Origin of the sequence: Shewanella sp. W3-18-1, assembly GCF_000015185.1 — a bacterium.
In the GTDB taxonomy this organism is placed as follows: Bacteria; Pseudomonadota; Gammaproteobacteria; order Enterobacterales; family Shewanellaceae; genus Shewanella; species Shewanella putrefaciens.
The window spans coordinates 1,826,509-1,842,703 of the sequence record NC_008750.1 but is presented as its reverse complement, the minus strand read 5'-3'; the positions used below and the strand labels follow the sequence as shown (position 1 = coordinate 1,842,703).

The 16,195-nt window shown below is 46.7% G+C and carries 14 protein-coding genes and 1 other annotated feature; of the genes, 6 read left to right on the top strand and 8 right to left on the bottom strand.

What is annotated here, in order from left to right; all coding sequences use genetic code 11:
• The first annotated feature begins 145 nt into the window (after positions 1-145).
• The gene (locus SPUTW3181_RS08425) at positions 146-1,213 is read left to right on the top strand and encodes a DUF3083 family protein (protein ID WP_011788952.1); all 1,068 of its coding nucleotides are present in this window, start codon (positions 146-148) and stop codon (positions 1,211-1,213) included.
• A 93-nt stretch (positions 1,214-1,306) separates the two neighbouring features.
• Here SPUTW3181_RS08425 and sohB read toward each other — a convergent pair whose 3' ends face one another.
• Both sohB and SPUTW3181_RS08415 read right to left on the bottom strand, forming a co-directional pair.
• Positions 1,307-2,323: a protease SohB gene (gene sohB, locus SPUTW3181_RS08420; RefSeq protein WP_011788951.1), complete on the bottom strand. Its 1,017-nt coding sequence runs from the start codon at positions 2,321-2,323 to the stop codon at positions 1,307-1,309.
• Between the two features lie 123 nt (positions 2,324-2,446).
• Positions 2,447-4,921 (bottom strand): VolA/Pla-1 family phospholipase, encoded by a 2,475-nt coding sequence (locus SPUTW3181_RS08415; protein WP_011788950.1) that lies wholly within the window; start codon positions 4,919-4,921, stop codon positions 2,447-2,449.
• Between the two features lie 261 nt (positions 4,922-5,182).
• On the opposite strand from SPUTW3181_RS08415, the gene SPUTW3181_RS08410 reads away from it, so the two are divergent.
• Positions 5,183-5,920 carry a YciK family oxidoreductase gene (locus tag SPUTW3181_RS08410; protein ID WP_011788949.1) on the top strand — a complete coding sequence of 246 codons (738 nt, stop codon included), beginning with the start codon at positions 5,183-5,185 and terminating at the stop codon, positions 5,918-5,920.
• A 47-nt stretch (positions 5,921-5,967) separates the two neighbouring features.
• On the opposite strand, the gene SPUTW3181_RS08405 is transcribed toward SPUTW3181_RS08410, so the two are convergent.
• The 6 genes from SPUTW3181_RS08405 to rnm form a co-directional block, all read right to left on the bottom strand.
• Complete coding sequence (locus tag SPUTW3181_RS08405; protein WP_011788948.1) at positions 5,968-6,942, bottom strand: hypothetical protein; 975 nt, start codon at positions 6,940-6,942, stop codon at positions 5,968-5,970.
• 100 nt (positions 6,943-7,042) lie between these two features.
• On the bottom strand, positions 7,043-7,918 hold the full coding sequence (rluB, locus tag SPUTW3181_RS08400) for a 23S rRNA pseudouridine(2605) synthase RluB (RefSeq protein ID WP_011788947.1): 876 nt from the start codon (positions 7,916-7,918) through the stop codon (positions 7,043-7,045).
• On the bottom strand, positions 7,911-8,507 hold the full coding sequence (gene scpB, locus SPUTW3181_RS08395; protein ID WP_011788946.1) for an SMC-Scp complex subunit ScpB: 597 nt from the start codon (positions 8,505-8,507) through the stop codon (positions 7,911-7,913). The genes rluB and scpB overlap by 8 nt, the downstream gene beginning before the upstream one ends.
• 3 nt (positions 8,508-8,510) lie before the next feature.
• Positions 8,511-9,299, bottom strand: coding sequence for a segregation and condensation protein A (locus tag SPUTW3181_RS08390; RefSeq protein ID WP_011788945.1), 789 nt, complete (start codon positions 9,297-9,299; stop codon positions 8,511-8,513).
• Positions 9,300-9,458: 159 nt separating this feature from the next.
• Entirely contained in the window at positions 9,459-10,079 is a 621-nt protein-coding gene (locus SPUTW3181_RS08385; protein ID WP_011788944.1) for an L-threonylcarbamoyladenylate synthase, read from the bottom strand.
• Entirely contained in the window at positions 10,076-10,936 is an 861-nt protein-coding gene (rnm, locus tag SPUTW3181_RS08380) for an RNase RNM (protein WP_011788943.1), read from the bottom strand. The genes SPUTW3181_RS08385 and rnm overlap by 4 nt, the downstream gene beginning before the upstream one ends.
• A 210-nt stretch (positions 10,937-11,146) precedes the next feature.
• Positions 11,147-11,254: a sequence feature (Trp leader region), on the top strand.
• A 97-nt stretch (positions 11,255-11,351) separates the two neighbouring features.
• Here rnm and SPUTW3181_RS08375 point away from each other — a divergent pair.
• The 4 genes from SPUTW3181_RS08375 to trpCF are packed head-to-tail and all read left to right on the top strand — an operon-like array spanning position 11,352 to position 16,117.
• Positions 11,352-12,977: an anthranilate synthase component 1 gene (locus SPUTW3181_RS08375; RefSeq protein WP_041408165.1), complete on the top strand. Its 1,626-nt coding sequence runs from the start codon at positions 11,352-11,354 to the stop codon at positions 12,975-12,977.
• Positions 12,978-12,986: 9 nt separating this feature from the next.
• The gene (locus SPUTW3181_RS21795; RefSeq protein ID WP_011788941.1) at positions 12,987-13,589 is read left to right on the top strand and encodes an aminodeoxychorismate/anthranilate synthase component II; all 603 of its coding nucleotides are present in this window, start codon (positions 12,987-12,989) and stop codon (positions 13,587-13,589) included.
• On the top strand, positions 13,586-14,632 hold the full coding sequence (trpD, locus tag SPUTW3181_RS08365; protein WP_011788940.1) for an anthranilate phosphoribosyltransferase: 1,047 nt from the start codon (positions 13,586-13,588) through the stop codon (positions 14,630-14,632). Before SPUTW3181_RS21795 ends, trpD begins: the two co-directional genes overlap by 4 nt.
• Before the next feature lie 6 nt (positions 14,633-14,638).
• On the top strand, positions 14,639-16,117 hold the full coding sequence (trpCF, locus tag SPUTW3181_RS08360; RefSeq protein WP_011788939.1) for a bifunctional indole-3-glycerol-phosphate synthase TrpC/phosphoribosylanthranilate isomerase TrpF: 1,479 nt from the start codon (positions 14,639-14,641) through the stop codon (positions 16,115-16,117).
• Positions 16,118-16,195: the final 78 nt, after the last annotated feature.

Below are 16,195 nucleotides of genomic sequence, written 5' to 3'. Positions count from 1 at the left end.
GTTTGTGGATATTTTAAGCTAATAAACAGCTTGCTGACTTAAACTCATGCTTGAGCGATAAAAACGTGTTCTAACGCAAGAATAACATCATATATAAACAGTAAAATTAGTGTTAGCAAATGGTTAACTCAAACAAGGAGTCAATATGTCCCTTAGCCATCAGCAAAAAGTGTACATACCCAAGGAAGCCCGTACCAACCAATTCATCACAGCCGAAATCAAAGTGACGGATGAATTACTGAGTCAATATCCAGACTATCAAAGCTGTTATCAGACCTTGAGCCGCTTGATATTTAATTTGGCAGAACAACACGATCTCCGTAATGTCCACGTGATCACTAACGATAAACTGCCTGTTGTACGTTTTCATACTGAAGCCTATTGCTTCCAAACCACCGAACAAATTTTATTTTTCTACAATCCTGCCTACCACGAGGCCCAAAATTTATTCACGCAAGATAATTATCGTGCGCGTAAATTACGTATCGTATTTCTCGCAACTGGTGAAGATATTCGTAGTAACTCGGCCAGTTTCCATATCCGTGTACGCGAATTACTCAATGAATTAATGCCGCAATTGCCGATAACCGATCTGAAGGTGAAGATCCGTGACCATCAACACTTATCCTATGACCTGTTTGCCAAAGCCAAAGGCAATAAAGAAACCTATGGCTATAAGCTGCGAGCTATCGGTCCAAGATATAAGGCTAGAAAATGTGAACTACCAGAAAATGTCAGTTCACTGACCTATGTCACCGTGAGCTTGCCACTCAGCCGTAAGCTTAAACAAGGTTTATTGCCTGACTCGGCAACCGACTTTACACCTTTATATCAACATCTTGAAGATAGCTTCCTCAAAGCTGCTGCAAACAGGCAACTGACTCGACTCGCGATGATTGCGAATGGCTTAACCCCATTAGTACGCAATAGTAAGTTTGAAAAACTGGACAGCAAAACTGAAGTACAAATGATAGGGTTCGATCCTAATGCGACAGAGCAGCAAGTGATCCGCCGCTGGGATGCGGATAATTTAGTTGAAGCGGCGCACTTTACGATTGTTGCGGGCACCAAGGATTGCGATGATGCTGGCTATGGACGTTTTATGAATAATGTCGAAACCGCACTCAAAGCCTTTGCTGCCGAAATCGGTATTGACCCCGAGCGTGAAGACTTAGTGATACGCTTCCATCAACATATTAGTTATCAAATCTAACGTCTTCTATGTAACACAATAAGCTCACTAAACCAAAACGCCTGCATTTGCAGGCGTTTTAATGGTTATAAAATCAGAAGGTTATTATCGAGATTACATTGGACGATTTTTTTCGATAAGACGATTAAAAATCGCATTAACAGATAAAGAGGCTCCATGGGCAATCTTATCTGCCAACTTTTTCTTCACTTGATAACGCAACTTATACACTTTGCGATCTTTCGCCAGCGACATGACAACATCATCACTCGTCAGAATTTCATCAACAAGTCCGAGTTCAATGGCCTGCTGACCATACCAATGCTCACCCGTTGCCACCTTCTCCAAATTCAGTTCGGGGCGATATTTACTCACAAAGGCTTTGAACAACACATGGGTTTCTTCGAGTTCCTCTTGGAACTTCTGCCTTCCCTCATCGGTGTTTTCACCAAAAACCGTTAACGTCCGTTTGAAATCGCCAGCCGTATGCTGCTCATAGTCAATTTCATGTTTTTTCAGTAAACGATTAAAGTTCGGCAATTGAGCAACAACACCAATGGAACCGACGATAGCAAAAGGCGCGGCATAAATTTTATTTGCTACGCAAGCCATCATATAACCACCACTGGCAGCGACTTTATCAACACAGACCGTTAGCGGGATATCGGCTTGACGTAAACGATCTAACTGGCTAGAGGCTAAACCATAGCCATGGACCATTCCACCACCACTCTCAACATTAACAACGACTTCATCACCTTTTTCGGCAATGGCTAAAATGGCACTGATTTCTTCACGCAGTGAAGCAACCTCAGCTGCATCGATACTGCCCTTAAAATCAATAACAAAAACCTTACCTTTACTGGTATCCCCCTCTGTTTTGTCCTTGACCTTTTCATCTATTTTTAGCTGTTTTTCATAGGCTTTGAATTCTTTTTTTGAGAGTAATTCTTCTTTTAAGCCATGTTTAAGCTCTTCTAACTCTTCAGATAAGTTGGTAATCCTCAACTCGCCCTTATCTGATTTATGTTTCACAGTCGAAGCCAATACCACAATAATAACGGCCACAATTGCGACCACTATAGTGATAGCTTTCGCCAGAAACATGCCATATTCGTATAAAAATTCCAAAGTGTTCTCCGTTGGGACGCAGGTTTGCGTATCTCTTCACTTAATTTATTGCGGGCTATTCTAACAGCCTAAAGGCCCATAAAAAAACCCAGCGTGAGCTGGGTTTTTCAGATTAAGGCAATATTAGTTAGGACAAGTCGCAATCACGTTGCTGTTTGTCACTAAAATGGTTGCATCACCACTGGCGGCATAGGTTGCTACTTGGGTTTGCATTTCAACCGTTGCAGCGGCTGCCAAACCATCCGTTGATTCCTTTTCTTTAGGATCAACAAGCGAACTATGATGACCTTTAGCAAAACGAACTACACCTTTTCCTTTAGTTGTGCTATCAACACAAGGTAAACCTAATGAAGCAATCAGAGGTTCGGTTCCGGATAATGGGAAATTATCCACACGGTTTGGTAGGACCTGATCACCTAAGTTACCATTACCATCTCCCGCGACTTCAATAAGATGTACAGGTAAACCAGTCGCTTTTAACATAGCAGCATGGTTAACAGGATCCGCCGAGTCAATCGCAGTTTGTACTGCAAAAGCAAAGGTTGGAATAAATTGCGCGTAAACCGCTTGTACTAATGCCGCATATTCAGGGCTACCGACTTCATAACCTGCGGTATTAGCCTTATCCACTAGCGCTTTGAAGGTGGTAGATGCCGTAATATTACTAAACAGTACAGGAGCAAAGGTTGCAGAACCTGCAAATGCGCCCGCTAAGCCACCAGCAGGAGCAACTAAGGATGCAGCCTTGATAGCATAGGCATTTTGTAACGCCTCGCCCGTCGTTGGATGTTTCATGCCTGTACTGGCATAGGTCGCAAAATCGGTACCAACTATCGCACCTAAGCTAAGCCCTTGTACACTGATGTTATAAACATCAAAAAGTTGCGGCTGTCCAGCCTGTGCTAACCCTTGTGCTAATCCAGTCAGTGCCAGCCTTACACCTAAATGGTCCATCGTCGCTTGACGGAAATTATCTCGCACCGATAGCGTGCTAGAAATATTCACAAACACCAACGGGTTACCATTTTTAAAGGCTTCCGAGTTACCCACAACTGCACCGAAGGCAGGATCGGTTGCAGTGACTTCATAAATACCATCACCGTTAGCATCGAATGAACGCGCTCCATGGAGCGGCATATCAATAGCAATGGTTGCGACGCCCATAGCCGCATAGCTGCCAGCATAGGCGAGTGACATCTCTTTACCGCCACCTAAACCATGCAGTGCAAGCGTTGTTGGCCAGCCGGCCGCTGGTTGTGTAAAGGTTTTACCCTGCTGCTGATAAAATGCGGCCAATTTTGTCGGGTTAGGCATTGAAATCAGCACGGGGACCGTTTCATATCCCTTAATCTCGGGGATAGGATTGAACTTAGTCAGATGTTTAGTCTTATCTACCGCAGTGCCATCATCTAACAACCAAGTTTTACCCGCCATTAACGAAGGATTTGCCAAGGCATCAGCGGGATTGGCAATACCGTTAGCCACAGCTTGCATACCAAAGTTAGTTTGGCTCAACGTTCCCGCTTGCAATGCTAATAACACAGAAACTGGACTATCACCTTGGGCTTTCCAACGACCATTAATTAATGGTTGTCCTGAAGAAGATAAACAACTGACAGAAGAACAATCACCGTAAATGGGGAGTTTAATTTTCGCAGTATAAACATCAGCCAAGTTTGCAACGACATATGCTGGACTGGTTTGATCTGTTATCCCCGCCACTTGTGCAACAGTCAATCCTGTTGGTGTTGGCATTTGGGCAAAACTTGGGGCATATGGCGCACCTTGGGCCATCAATAACTTAGTAGTTTCATAGACATTTGCCACTGATTGGGTGGTAAATAGTCCTGCATAATTAATCGTGGTAGTGTCTACATTATGGGCGGCAGCAATCCCTTTTTCATAACTGTTGACTAAGGTTTGCAACATCAGTTGATCAGGCGTTTCCAGTGGTAACGTATTGATATCCATCTTCAACAAACCATAGGTTGTTGAAGGCGCAATACCACGACCTTCAGAATCTTGAATAAGATTGGTCGTCGCATAGATGTAGGATTGGCCTGCTTTAAGTGGCTTAAGCGGTACGATGACCACTTTGTTGCCCGATGCGGTTGATACAAAGTCAACACCAAACTGCAGTTCTGCGCCAACTTTACAGGCTGAAACAGACGGTTTAGCCTTACATTCGGGATCAGACGATAGTGCACCGCCTACAGTGGCCTCAAACATTCTCACCGCGCCCGGCTGTGCAACCGATGCAGCCATTAAGGTCAGTGGTGTCCCGTCATGTTTTTTCGCTAAATCGATATCAATAGAAATTGGTGATGTTGTTGACCAACCATCTAAGGCCCCTAGGGCAATTTGTGGGTCAACATAATTACCCGAACTTTCGCCAGGGATCGCTAATGTGCCGTCAGTCGTGCCACTGAACAGCAAATCATTTGGTAATGGAACTTTAGCGTTGGCAGGGTCAAACACCATACGCGATTCAGGGATGAGCACTTCCGTCTTATCCTTGAGTTCGTTATAGCTGTCCTCGCCACATCCTGTGAGGCCTAGTGCAGATGCAATCGCAACACCCAAAATGAGTCTTTTCATCTTTTTTCCCCAAATCTTGTTGTAATAGTTTTGTTTTCCCCAAGAAATTAGTCACAATAGCAAAAAATCTGTGACTAATAGGGCTTATGTTAGCCCCTAACTCGTTTCAAGTTAACGTAAAAATATTGAGTTAGCCACAAGTTTGTCACAAACATTTTTGCTATTTATAACAAAGTTTCATTCATTTGTTTGAAACATGCGTTTATCACTTCGGCTAGTCGAGAAGTGGCGGGCATTCTCGCCAAGAGGAAAAAGAGACTCATGTTGGAATATCAAGCAGCAAAAGATTTACTTCAGGGTAAAACAATCTTAGTCACAGGCGCAGGTGCTGGTATTGGTAAAGCGGCCGCTATTGCATTTGCAAAACACGGCGCCACCGTGATTTTACTCGGTAAAACAGTGAAAAAACTGGAAGCGGTTTACGATCTAATAGAACAAGCCGGTTATCCCAAACCTGCTATAGTGCCATTGGATCTTAAGGGGGCAACGGAACAAAACTACCAAGATATGGCCGACACCATTGCAGAACAATTTGGTCATTTAGACGGCTTATTACATAATGCTAGCTTGCTCGGTGCCTTAGGTCCGTTTGAACACATCGATATTTCATCACTCGAAGATGTGCTCAAAGTGAACGTCACGGCCCAAGTTATGCTCACAAAAGCCTTATTGCCTGTCATGCGTCAAGCACCCAGTGCATCAATTATCTTTACGTCGAGTAGTGTGGGTCGTCAAGGCCGCGCCTATTGGGGACCTTATGCTTTCTCTAAGTTTGCCACTGAGGGCATGATGCAAGTTCTCGCCCATGAATGCGATGGCACCTCAGTTCGAGTGAACAGCATCAATCCAGGAGCTACCCGCACTGAGATGCGCGCTAAAGCCTACCCCGCAGAGAATCCACTGGATCTCAAAACCGCTGAAGAGATCATGCCGACCTATCTATATTTGATGGGTCAAGATTCTAGTGCCGTCAACGGACAGCAGTTTAACGCTCAATAAGTGAAATAGCGATTAAACATAAGGAGCCCTTATGGCTCCTTTTGCTTTTAGAACTCACCCACAAGCTGAATTTTTGCAAAATAAATCATCGTTTTAGCCTGAGTACTTATACTTGATTCATTCTGCACATTCTGTGTATCAAGTTGATCATTGGCTATCTCATGGCTTGAATAATAACTTACCCACAACTCATTTCCGTCAATCACAACGCCCGCATAACTGGTATCGCCCTTCGATGGCAGCGTCAGTAACTCTTGAACCACGCCAGTATCGGGGTGAATTTCAACTAAAGCCGTGCGAACTCGTTCATCATATAAACGCACTACAGCCAACAAACGGGATTGATACATCAACATCACTGGCCCACCAATGCGCTTATCGAGTTCTTGCCATTGCCAATCGATAAATGGCGCTTGACTGCAACCAAGCAAACCAACATATTCCGGTCCCCATACGGGATCGCGCCTCAATAGACAAAAGCCGTTGTCTTGATCAAAAACAATTGCACTTTCATTGACATAACCCTGATTATTAAACACCATTAACCAAGTCTCAAACTGCACCCCATCATCACTTTTATACAAGCGGGTATCGCCATCAGGCCCAGCGCGATAACCTACGCCATAGAGTGCATTTTGATATTCGGTTAAGCGCCATAACCAATAACCTTTATCACCAATTTTGAGCGCATCCGACCACACTAGCCCATCGAGTGAACGCCAAAGATGTGATTGTAAGCCTGACTTATTGTGCAAAGTCCCACCGCCAAGTAAGAGTAATTCTCCTTGATACTCAATCAGTTTACCATCGCGTAAATCCGCCTCATCCGAACAGATCAGCGCCACGCTCTGCCAAGTTTCACCTAAATCCGCTGAGCGTAGAATACGCAGTGCACCATCGGGTGACACATGGGCAGTACCTTCACGGAAAACGCAAAACAGTGCCCCCTGAAATCTGATTAAATCGGTAAATGCATTATGGGCACCCTGTTCCCAAATTCGTTTTACTGAAATTAGCTTCATCCATTCACTCCTCAATCCAACTGAGACTTGTTATAACATAGCTGCAAATAACAGAAAGCAAAAAGGCCGCGAAGCGGCCTTTTGATTGGGATAGAACAACTTAACTGCGCTGGCGCGTTGGTTTAGCTTTTCCAGCCCCTGTGACTTTATGCTTACGCACCGCGCGGCGAATTTTGGCACTTTTAACCTGAGCACGGGCCACACTGTGTTTATCAGCAGCAAGCATAGTGCGCGTTTCAGGCTCAAGACCCGCTAATTGACGCAAATAATTAACTTGTTCAACGGGCAATTCAACCCAACCACCGCGGGGCAGTGATTTTGGCAATTCGACCATACCATAACGAATACGGATCAAACGGCTCACCTGCACTTCTTGGGATTCCCACAGACGGCGTACTTCACGGTTACGACCTTCGCGTAAACACACATGCCACCACTGGTTCATGCCTTCGCCGCCCGCTGGCTTGATGCTATCAAACTGTGCTGGGCCGTCCTCTAACATCACACCTGTACGCAAACGTTGCACTGTCGCCTCAGGGATTTCACCGAAGGTACGCACTGCGTATTCGCGGTCAACTTCGTTCGATGGATGCATTAAGCGGTTTGCTAACTCACCATCTGAGGTAAACAACAATAAACCTGAGGTATTGATGTCTAAACGACCTACCGCTACCCAGCGTGAATCACGCACTTTAGGTAAGCGATCGAATACCGTTGGACGGCCTTCAGGATCTTTACGACTGCAAATTTCGCCTTCGGGTTTATGATATGCCAGTACACGGCAAATCACGTCTTCGGCAGACTTTAACGAAATGGCTCTGCCATCGATACGCACTTTAGCATCGGCTTCAATACGATCCCCAAGGCTAGCAATTTCACCATCAATACTAACTCGGCCTGCAGCAATCCATGCCTCCATCTCACGACGGGAGCCATGGCCTGCACGGGCCAAGACTTTCTGCAATTTTTCACTCATTAGTATTTTGCTCTTCTGACTGTTCTGGCGCTGATTTCAAACCTGAAAAAACCGCCTGCAATGACTCAGTATCCGACAGCGGCGGTAAATCCGCTAAGGTGTCTAAGCCAAAATATGCTAAAAATTCTAAGGTAGTGGCATATAACGCGGGTCGCCCCGGTACTTCTTTATGACCAACTACTTTAATCCAATGTCTATCTGACAAACTTTTTATGATATGGCTACTTATAGCCACACCGCGCACCTGTTCAATATCGCCACGAGTCACAGGTTGACGATAAGCAATCACCGCCAAAGTTTCTAATGTCGCACGCGAATATTTAGGGGCTTTTTCCTGCCACAGGGGCTGCAAAAAAGGACTCAATACTTCTAAGGTCTGGAAGCGATAACCCCCAGCGACTTTCACAAGTTGTACACCTCTGTCTTGATAATCCTGTTGCAACTCATCCAATGCCGCTTTTATTTTGTCTCTGGAAACCGTGAAATCCACCAAGACAGTGTCTTTCAACATTTTCGCCGACAAGGGTTTCCCCAATACAAACAAACTCGCTTCAATAAGCTGTTTTAATTGAGTCGGATTTATCTGCATCAATTAATAGGCCTTAACGTAAATAGTTGAAAACGGTTCTGTTTGGTACAATTCGACCAATAATTCTTTGACTAATTCCATCAAAGCTAAGAAGGTGACTACCACGCCAGCACGGCCTTCTTCTACGGTAAATAAACGTTCAAAGGCCGTAAAATCTTCCGAGTTCAACATGGCTAAAATCTGGCTCATGCGTTCACGGGTCGATAACTGTTCACGCTTAACATGATGATCTTCATAGGCATCGATACGTTTGAGTACATCACCAAAGGCGCGGGCAATTTCAAACAACGAAACTTCTGGCGGGATCACCAGTGGCTTAATCCCGGGTGCTGCCACGGCTTTGGCTTGAAATACATCCCGCTCGAGCCGCGGTAAATCATCGAGTTTTTGCGACGCTTCTTTAATCACTTCATAGGCTTTAAGCTGCCGAATAAGCTGTGCCCGTGGATCTTCCTCAACCTCATCTTCGGCCACCATACGCGGCAGCAGCAAACGGGATTTAATCTCGGCAAGCGTTGCTGCCATCACTAAATAATCGGCGGCAAGTTCGATTCGAGCCTGAGTCAGCAACGTAATATATTCTAAATACTGCGCGGTGATTTGCTGAATGGGTAAATCGACAACGTCTAATTTTTGCTTACGGATCAAATATAAAAGTAAATCCAATGGTCCTTCAAAGGACTCAAGGAACACTTCCAATGCCTCCGGCGGAATAAACAAATCCAGCGGCATTTCGGTCATGGCCTGACCACGAATAACGGCTAAGGGTAAACTCTGTTGCGTGCCCTGCATCCGCTATCTTGCTCCGTTAACACTGCGCTATCCAACCTAGGCTAACGCCAAACGCGCGATTATACCTGTAAATTTACGGCGATAAAACTGCCAAATGTTGACTACCACTATCCGAATCACTTACCCGCATCCATTAGCGATAAATCTAATGCGGCAGATTTAGAGGAACGGCGTGATATCACCCGCGCCTTCACGTAAAATCTCGGCGCCATCTTCAGACATATCAATTACAGTCGTCGGCTTTTCGCCTAAATAACCACCGTGGATAATCACATCCACTTGATGCTCGAGCAAATCACGAATTTGTTCAGGATCAGACTCGGCAAACTCGGCATTTGGCATCACTAAACTGGTCGACATCAGCGGCGCATCTAAGGCTTCAAGCAACGCCAGTGCGATCACATTGTCGGGCACGCGAATACCTATGGTCTTTTTCTTGTCATTTTGCAGCCGACGGGGCACTTCTTTGGTCGCTTTAAAAATGAAGGTATAAGGTCCAGGCGTGCAACTTTTTAGAATACGATAGGCTTGGTTATCCACCTTGGCGTAGGTTGCAAGCTCGGAGAGATCACGGCACATCAATGAAAAATTATGATCGTTCTCAATTTGACGAATTCTCGCCATCCGCGTCATCGCGTCTTTCTCACCAATCAAGCAGCCTAATGCATAGCCTGAATCGGTGGGGTAAACAATCACACCGCCTGCTTTTAAGGCTGCGACGGCTTGACTGATAAGACGGGCTTGCGGATTTACTTCATGTACATAAAAAAACTGACTCATGGTCGTTCCATCCAAGATCTCGATTGCCAGACCCAATCAATACCTTGGGGCTGATACAGATTTTTACCTAATTCTATCCAATTGCTTGGAAAGTGAAAATCACTCCCTATCGATGCAAGCAACTGGTTTTGAACGCTCAGCGCCACAAGATTGGCCCTGTCGTCTAACGTTTGCTGGCCGAGTACCACTTCCATGGCATCTCCACCTGCTTCTTTAAATTCGCGCACTAAGCGCTTAAGCCACTTAGCGGATAACTTGTAACCGCTAGGGTGGGCTAACACAGCTAACCCGCCCGCGTTATGGATCACTTCAATCGCGCTAGCCATATCGCCCCAATTATTGGGCACATAACCGGTTTTACCCCGAGCTAAATAGCGTTTAAATACACTCGGCATATCCACAGCATGACCCTTATCAGCCATCCAGCGAGCGTAATGTCCACGGCTCAACGCGGCATCACCCGCCAACGCCTTAGCGCCTTCGTAGGCACCTTCGATACCAGCTTTAGCTAATCTATGGCCAATTTCTTGGGCACGTAATTCACGTAATTCACGCTGGTTTTCTAAAAATGCTAATAGCGCGAGGTTATCGGCATCGAAGTTAAGCGCCACGATATGAATATCGTAACTATTCCAGCGAGTAGAGATTTCCACGCCAGAAATCAATTTCAATGGTGCAGCTTGTGCCTGATTAAAGGCACGGGCTTCAGGTAAACCTGCCACAGTGTCGTGATCGGTGATCGCAAATAACTGCACGCCCTTTTCAAGGGCTCTTGCTACCAATTCAGACGGCGTTAACTGACCATCGGACGCGGTCGTGTGGCTGTGTAAATCAGCCAATATGCTTTGAGTATTCATGGCGCTATTGTACGCGCATTTGTTAACAAATGCGCTGCTATCTCGCACTTTGTCGCTAAGTCATATCAATTTTATGCCTCATTGAAGTGGATAAATCGCAGAAAATGAAAAATATTCAATTGACATTATTGCTCGGCTCATGTTTTCTATAGGTCCATTAACGAATTAGCGAGACCCTTTTGAATGACCCACATTAACGCTTCATTAAACATCATTTGGTGGTGGCACTTCCCAACGTAGCGGGTGGTGTGAAGCTCTGTGCTCATTTGAAAGTGACCAGAATCAACAAGAAGCCCGCAGAAATGCGGGCTTTTTTGTTAGGTGCGAAAAATGTCGGCAAACTCGGGTGAAAAATTAAGAAAGCGAGATAACTCATAATGTTAAAGACATTTAATCAGGTAGCTGGAATATGAACATGCCCAAACAGACATTCGCACGCTCAAGCACGCTCAAGGCGGCATTAACCTACCACAGCGATCCACTGCGCTTATATCAGCACATCACCCAAGATGCACCCCATACTATGTTGCTCGAATCGGCCGAAATCGACAGTAAAGATCATTTAAAAAGCATGGTGATGACCCATGCCGCCATGATGATCCGCTGCGATGGTTATCAACTGACCTTCACCGCACTGACCGACAATGGCGCAAGTTTACTTGCCCCCATCGAAAACTTTTTCAGCGCGAGTGCAAATCTAGTCAGAGATAACTCGACCTTAGTGGTCACACTGCAAAAAGACACTCAGCTGCAGGATGAAGATGCGCGCTTAAAATCGACCTCGCCACTCGATGGCCTGCGGATGTTTATCCAGCAGATTGATTGTGGCGCTCATACTGACAGCCAGACTAAACCCGCCTTTGAAGATCTGTTTTTAGGTGGCGTACTGGCCTACGACTTGATTGATACCGTTGAGCCACTGCCCGCCGTACCGAACCGCGATAACGATTGCCCAGACTACTTATTCTACCTCGCCGAAACCTTAATCCTTATCGACCATAAACTAAAACAAGCCGACATCATTACCCATAACTTCAGTCACGATTCAGCTCAATATGCCACCATCACCGCAACGCTAAGTGAGCGGGTACAAAGTTTAACTGCAGAGTGTAAAACCCTCGGTAATTCACCTGCCGATATACCGACACTGGTCGCCATCGACGCAACTGAGCAAGTCAATATTTCCGATGAGGTGTTCAAACAAACCATTATCGATTTGAAAGAACACATTATTGCGGGCGATATTTTCCAAGTAGTGCCATCCCGTAGCTTTAGTTTGCCTTGCCCGAATACTTTAGGGGCTTATCGTGCCCTGCGCCTGACGAACCCAAGCCCCTATATGTTTTATTTCAGGGGGCATGATTTTACGCTTTTTGGTGCCTCACCAGAAAGTGCGCTCAAATTTGATGCCAGCAGTAATCAAGTGGAAGTCTACCCGATTGCTGGCACCCGTAAACGCGGTAAAACCGCCACGGGCGAGATTGATTTTGACTTAGACAGCCGTATTGAACTTGAATTGCGTTTAGATAAAAAAGAACTGTCGGAACACTTAATGCTGGTCGATTTAGCTCGCAACGATATCGCACGCATCAGCCAAAGCGGCAGCCGCAAAGTCGCCGAACTATTAAAAGTTGACCGTTATTCCCACGTGATGCACCTCGTCAGCCGTGTAACGGGTCAACTGCGCCAAGATTTAGATGCCCTGCATGCTTATCAGGCCTGTATGAATATGGGCACATTAGTGGGCGCACCAAAAGTACGTGCATCACAACTGGTACGCCAAGCAGAAAAAGCCCGCCGCGGCAGCTATGGTGGCGCTGTGGGTTACCTTAATGCCCTTGGTGACATGGACACTTGCATCGTTATCCGCTCCGCCTTTGTTAAAAATGGCACCGCCTTTATTCAAGCGGGCGCTGGCGTGGTATTTGATTCGGATCCCCAAAGCGAGGCAGATGAAACCCGTCAAAAAGCCCAAGCCGTGATTTCAGCCATCAAGATGGGCGCTGGACTACAAGTAAACACTTCAGTGCAATTTAAATAGGAGCCAAATATGAAACTCTATCTACTCGATAACTTTGACTCCTTTACCTACAACCTAGTGGATCAATTTCGCAGCCTAGGTTGTGAAGTGGTGATTTACCGCAACGATGTTGCCGCCGACTATATCGCTGAAAAACTGCTTAACGAACAAGAGCCTGCAGCCCTCGTGTTATCACCCGGTCCTGGTGCGCCCCATGAGGCAGGTTCTATGATGGCACTTATCGCCAGAGTTGCGGGTAAGGTGCCTATGCTGGGTATCTGCCTTGGGCATCAAGCCATGGTGGAATATTACGGCGGCACAGTAGCGCGCGCACCTTTTGTAGTGCACGGCAAGGCAAGTCCGACTTTCCATGACGGTACTGGCGTATTTGCCGGTTTGCCTTCTCCCCTGCCCGTAGCCCGTTATCACAGTCTCGTCGCCACTCAAGTACCGGATTGCTTGCAAGTGATCGCAACCACTGACGCTATGCCGATGGCGATTCTTCACCCTGAGCATAAAGCCGTTGGCTTTCAGTTCCACCCAGAATCGATTCTGACGACGTTGGGCAGCACACTGCTCATTCAAACCTTGGCATTTCTGACCCAAGACATGACAGCAGGAGTAAACGCATGAGTACGAACCATATTCAGCCTTTACTCGACCTTTTATACCAAGGTAAAAGTTTAAGTCGCGAGCAAGCCTTTGAGATTTTTAGCGCGTTAATTCGCGGTGAAATGAGTGAAGCCACTATGGCGGGCATGTTAGTCGCGCTCAAGATTCGCGGCGAAACCATTGATGAAATCAGCGGCGCCGCCGATGCCATGCGCGCCGCCGCCAAGACGTTTCCCTACTCGAATGGCGATAACCTTGGCAATGGCATCGTTGACATAGTTGGCACCGGTGGCGATGGCTTTAATACCATTAATATTTCCACCACAGCGGCCTTTGTTGCCGCTGCAGCGGGCGCTAAGGTCGCCAAACACGGCAATCGTAGCGTGTCGAGTAAATCGGGGTCATCGGATCTTTTGGCGCAGTTTGGCATCGACTTAACCATGTCGCCAGACACCGCCAGTCGTTGCCTCGACGCACTGAACCTGTGCTTTTTATTTGCGCCCCACTACCACGGCGGAGTAAAACATGCGGGGCCGGTCAGGCAAGCACTGAAAACGCGCACCTTATTCAATGTGTTAGGACCACTAATCAATCCCGCCCGCCCCGAGTTTATGTTGCTTGGCGTGTATAGCCCTGAGTTAGTCTTACCGATAGCGAAAGTATTAAAGGCGCTTGGCACAAAACGCGCTATGGTAGTGCACGGCAGCGGTTTAGATGAAGTTGCGCTGCACGGCAATACCCTAGTGGCCGAATTAAAAGACGGTGACATCATAGAGTATCAACTCACGCCCGCCGATTTAGGTGTACCTTTAGCACAAATCAGTGACTTAGAAGGCGGCGAACCCGCGCAAAATGCCTTGATCACCGAGGCAATTTTGAGAGGTCGCGGCACAGATGCGCACGCCAATGCGGTCGCCATCAATGCAGGTTGTGCTTTATATGTGTGTGGGATTGCTGATTCAGTCAAAGCGGGAACCTTACTTGCGCTCAGTACCATACAAAGCGGCAAAGCCTTTGAATTGTTAAGCCAATTAGCTAAAGTCAGCAGTGAAACAAAGGAATAAGTGGCAATGACTCAAGAACTGATAACAGATAGCCAAGACGTTAGAATGCAGCCACAGGCAGAAAAAGACGCTATGCCCAAAAGTAATGTATTAACCCGTATTGTCGATACCAAAGCGGCCCATATTGCCGCCCTGAAGCTGCGTTTCCCCGAGGCGAGTCTGTCGCCAAAAATCTCTGACCGCAGTTTATTTGCCGCACTCAAGGCGCCCAAGGCGGGTTACATTTTAGAATGTAAAAAAGCCAGTCCCTCCAAAGGGCTTATCCGCGATGTGTTTGATGTAGAAGCTATCGCCGATATCTATGGTAAATATGCGGCGGGCATTTCGGTATTAACCGACGAGCAATTCTTTCAAGGGGATATGGACTATATCCCTAAGGTGCGCGCTAGGGTGAACCAACCTATTCTGTGCAAAGATTTTTTTGTCGATGAATACCAAATTAAACTCGCCGCCCACCAAGGCGCCGATGCCATTCTGTTGATGCTATCCGTACTCGATGATGCGCAATATCACCGCCTAGCGAAAGAAGCCGCTAAGTATCAACTCGATGTGCTGACCGAAGTCAGTAACGAAGAAGAACTTAAACGCGCCATCGCATTAGATGCGCCGATTATTGGGATCAATAACCGTAACTTAAGGGATTTAAGTACCGATCTCGCCACCACAGAAACGCTAGCGCCACACATTGGCAGCGACCGCGTGGTGATCAGCGAATCAGGCATCTACAACAATGAGCAAGTACGCCGCCTGAGTCCACTGGTTGATGGTTTCCTCGTCGGTAGTTCGATAATGGCCGAGGCTGATATCGACTTAGCCTGCCGTAAATTGATCTTCGGTCACAATAAAGTCTGCGGCCTCACCCGCATGGAAGATATTCGCGCCGCGGCAACATCAGGCGCTGTCTATGCCGGGCTGATTTTTGCTGAAAAATCCCCGCGCGCCTTAACCCTTAATGCCGCTGAACAATTGCTCAGGGAATATCGCGCATCCGAGGCTCCCGCCATTGAATTCGTCGGCGTGTTTGTTAATGCCGCGCCAGAAACCATTTGTGATACCGCAGCCAGTTTGCAGTTATCGGCGGTGCAGCTCCATGGCACTGAAACTGAACTTGAAATCGCAGTGCTCACCGAGCGACTTGAACAAGCGGGACTCACCACTCAAATTTGGAAAGCCGTCAGCGTCGATGCGCAAACGGGTGAGCTTGGTAACTTACCCCAGGGAGCATCGCGATATCTCTTTGATAGTAAAACGCCAGACCAATTTGGCGGCTCGGGCCAAGCCTTTAATTGGCAAAGCATTGATGTGAAATCCCTCGGCCCGCAAAAGGCCCATGCCATGTTGGCGGGCGGACTCAACGCCGACAATGTGGCCAGTGCCAATGCCCAAGGATTTTACGGTTTAGATTTTAATTCAGGCCTAGAAACCGCCGCAGGAATTAAATCGGCGCAACTGATCCAAACAGCTTTTGCCAACTTACGTCTCTAAACGGCGAGATAAAACACATTTATATCTGTGGCTCAATTTAACAGCGTACATTTAACAAATGCTTGAGTTGAGAAACCA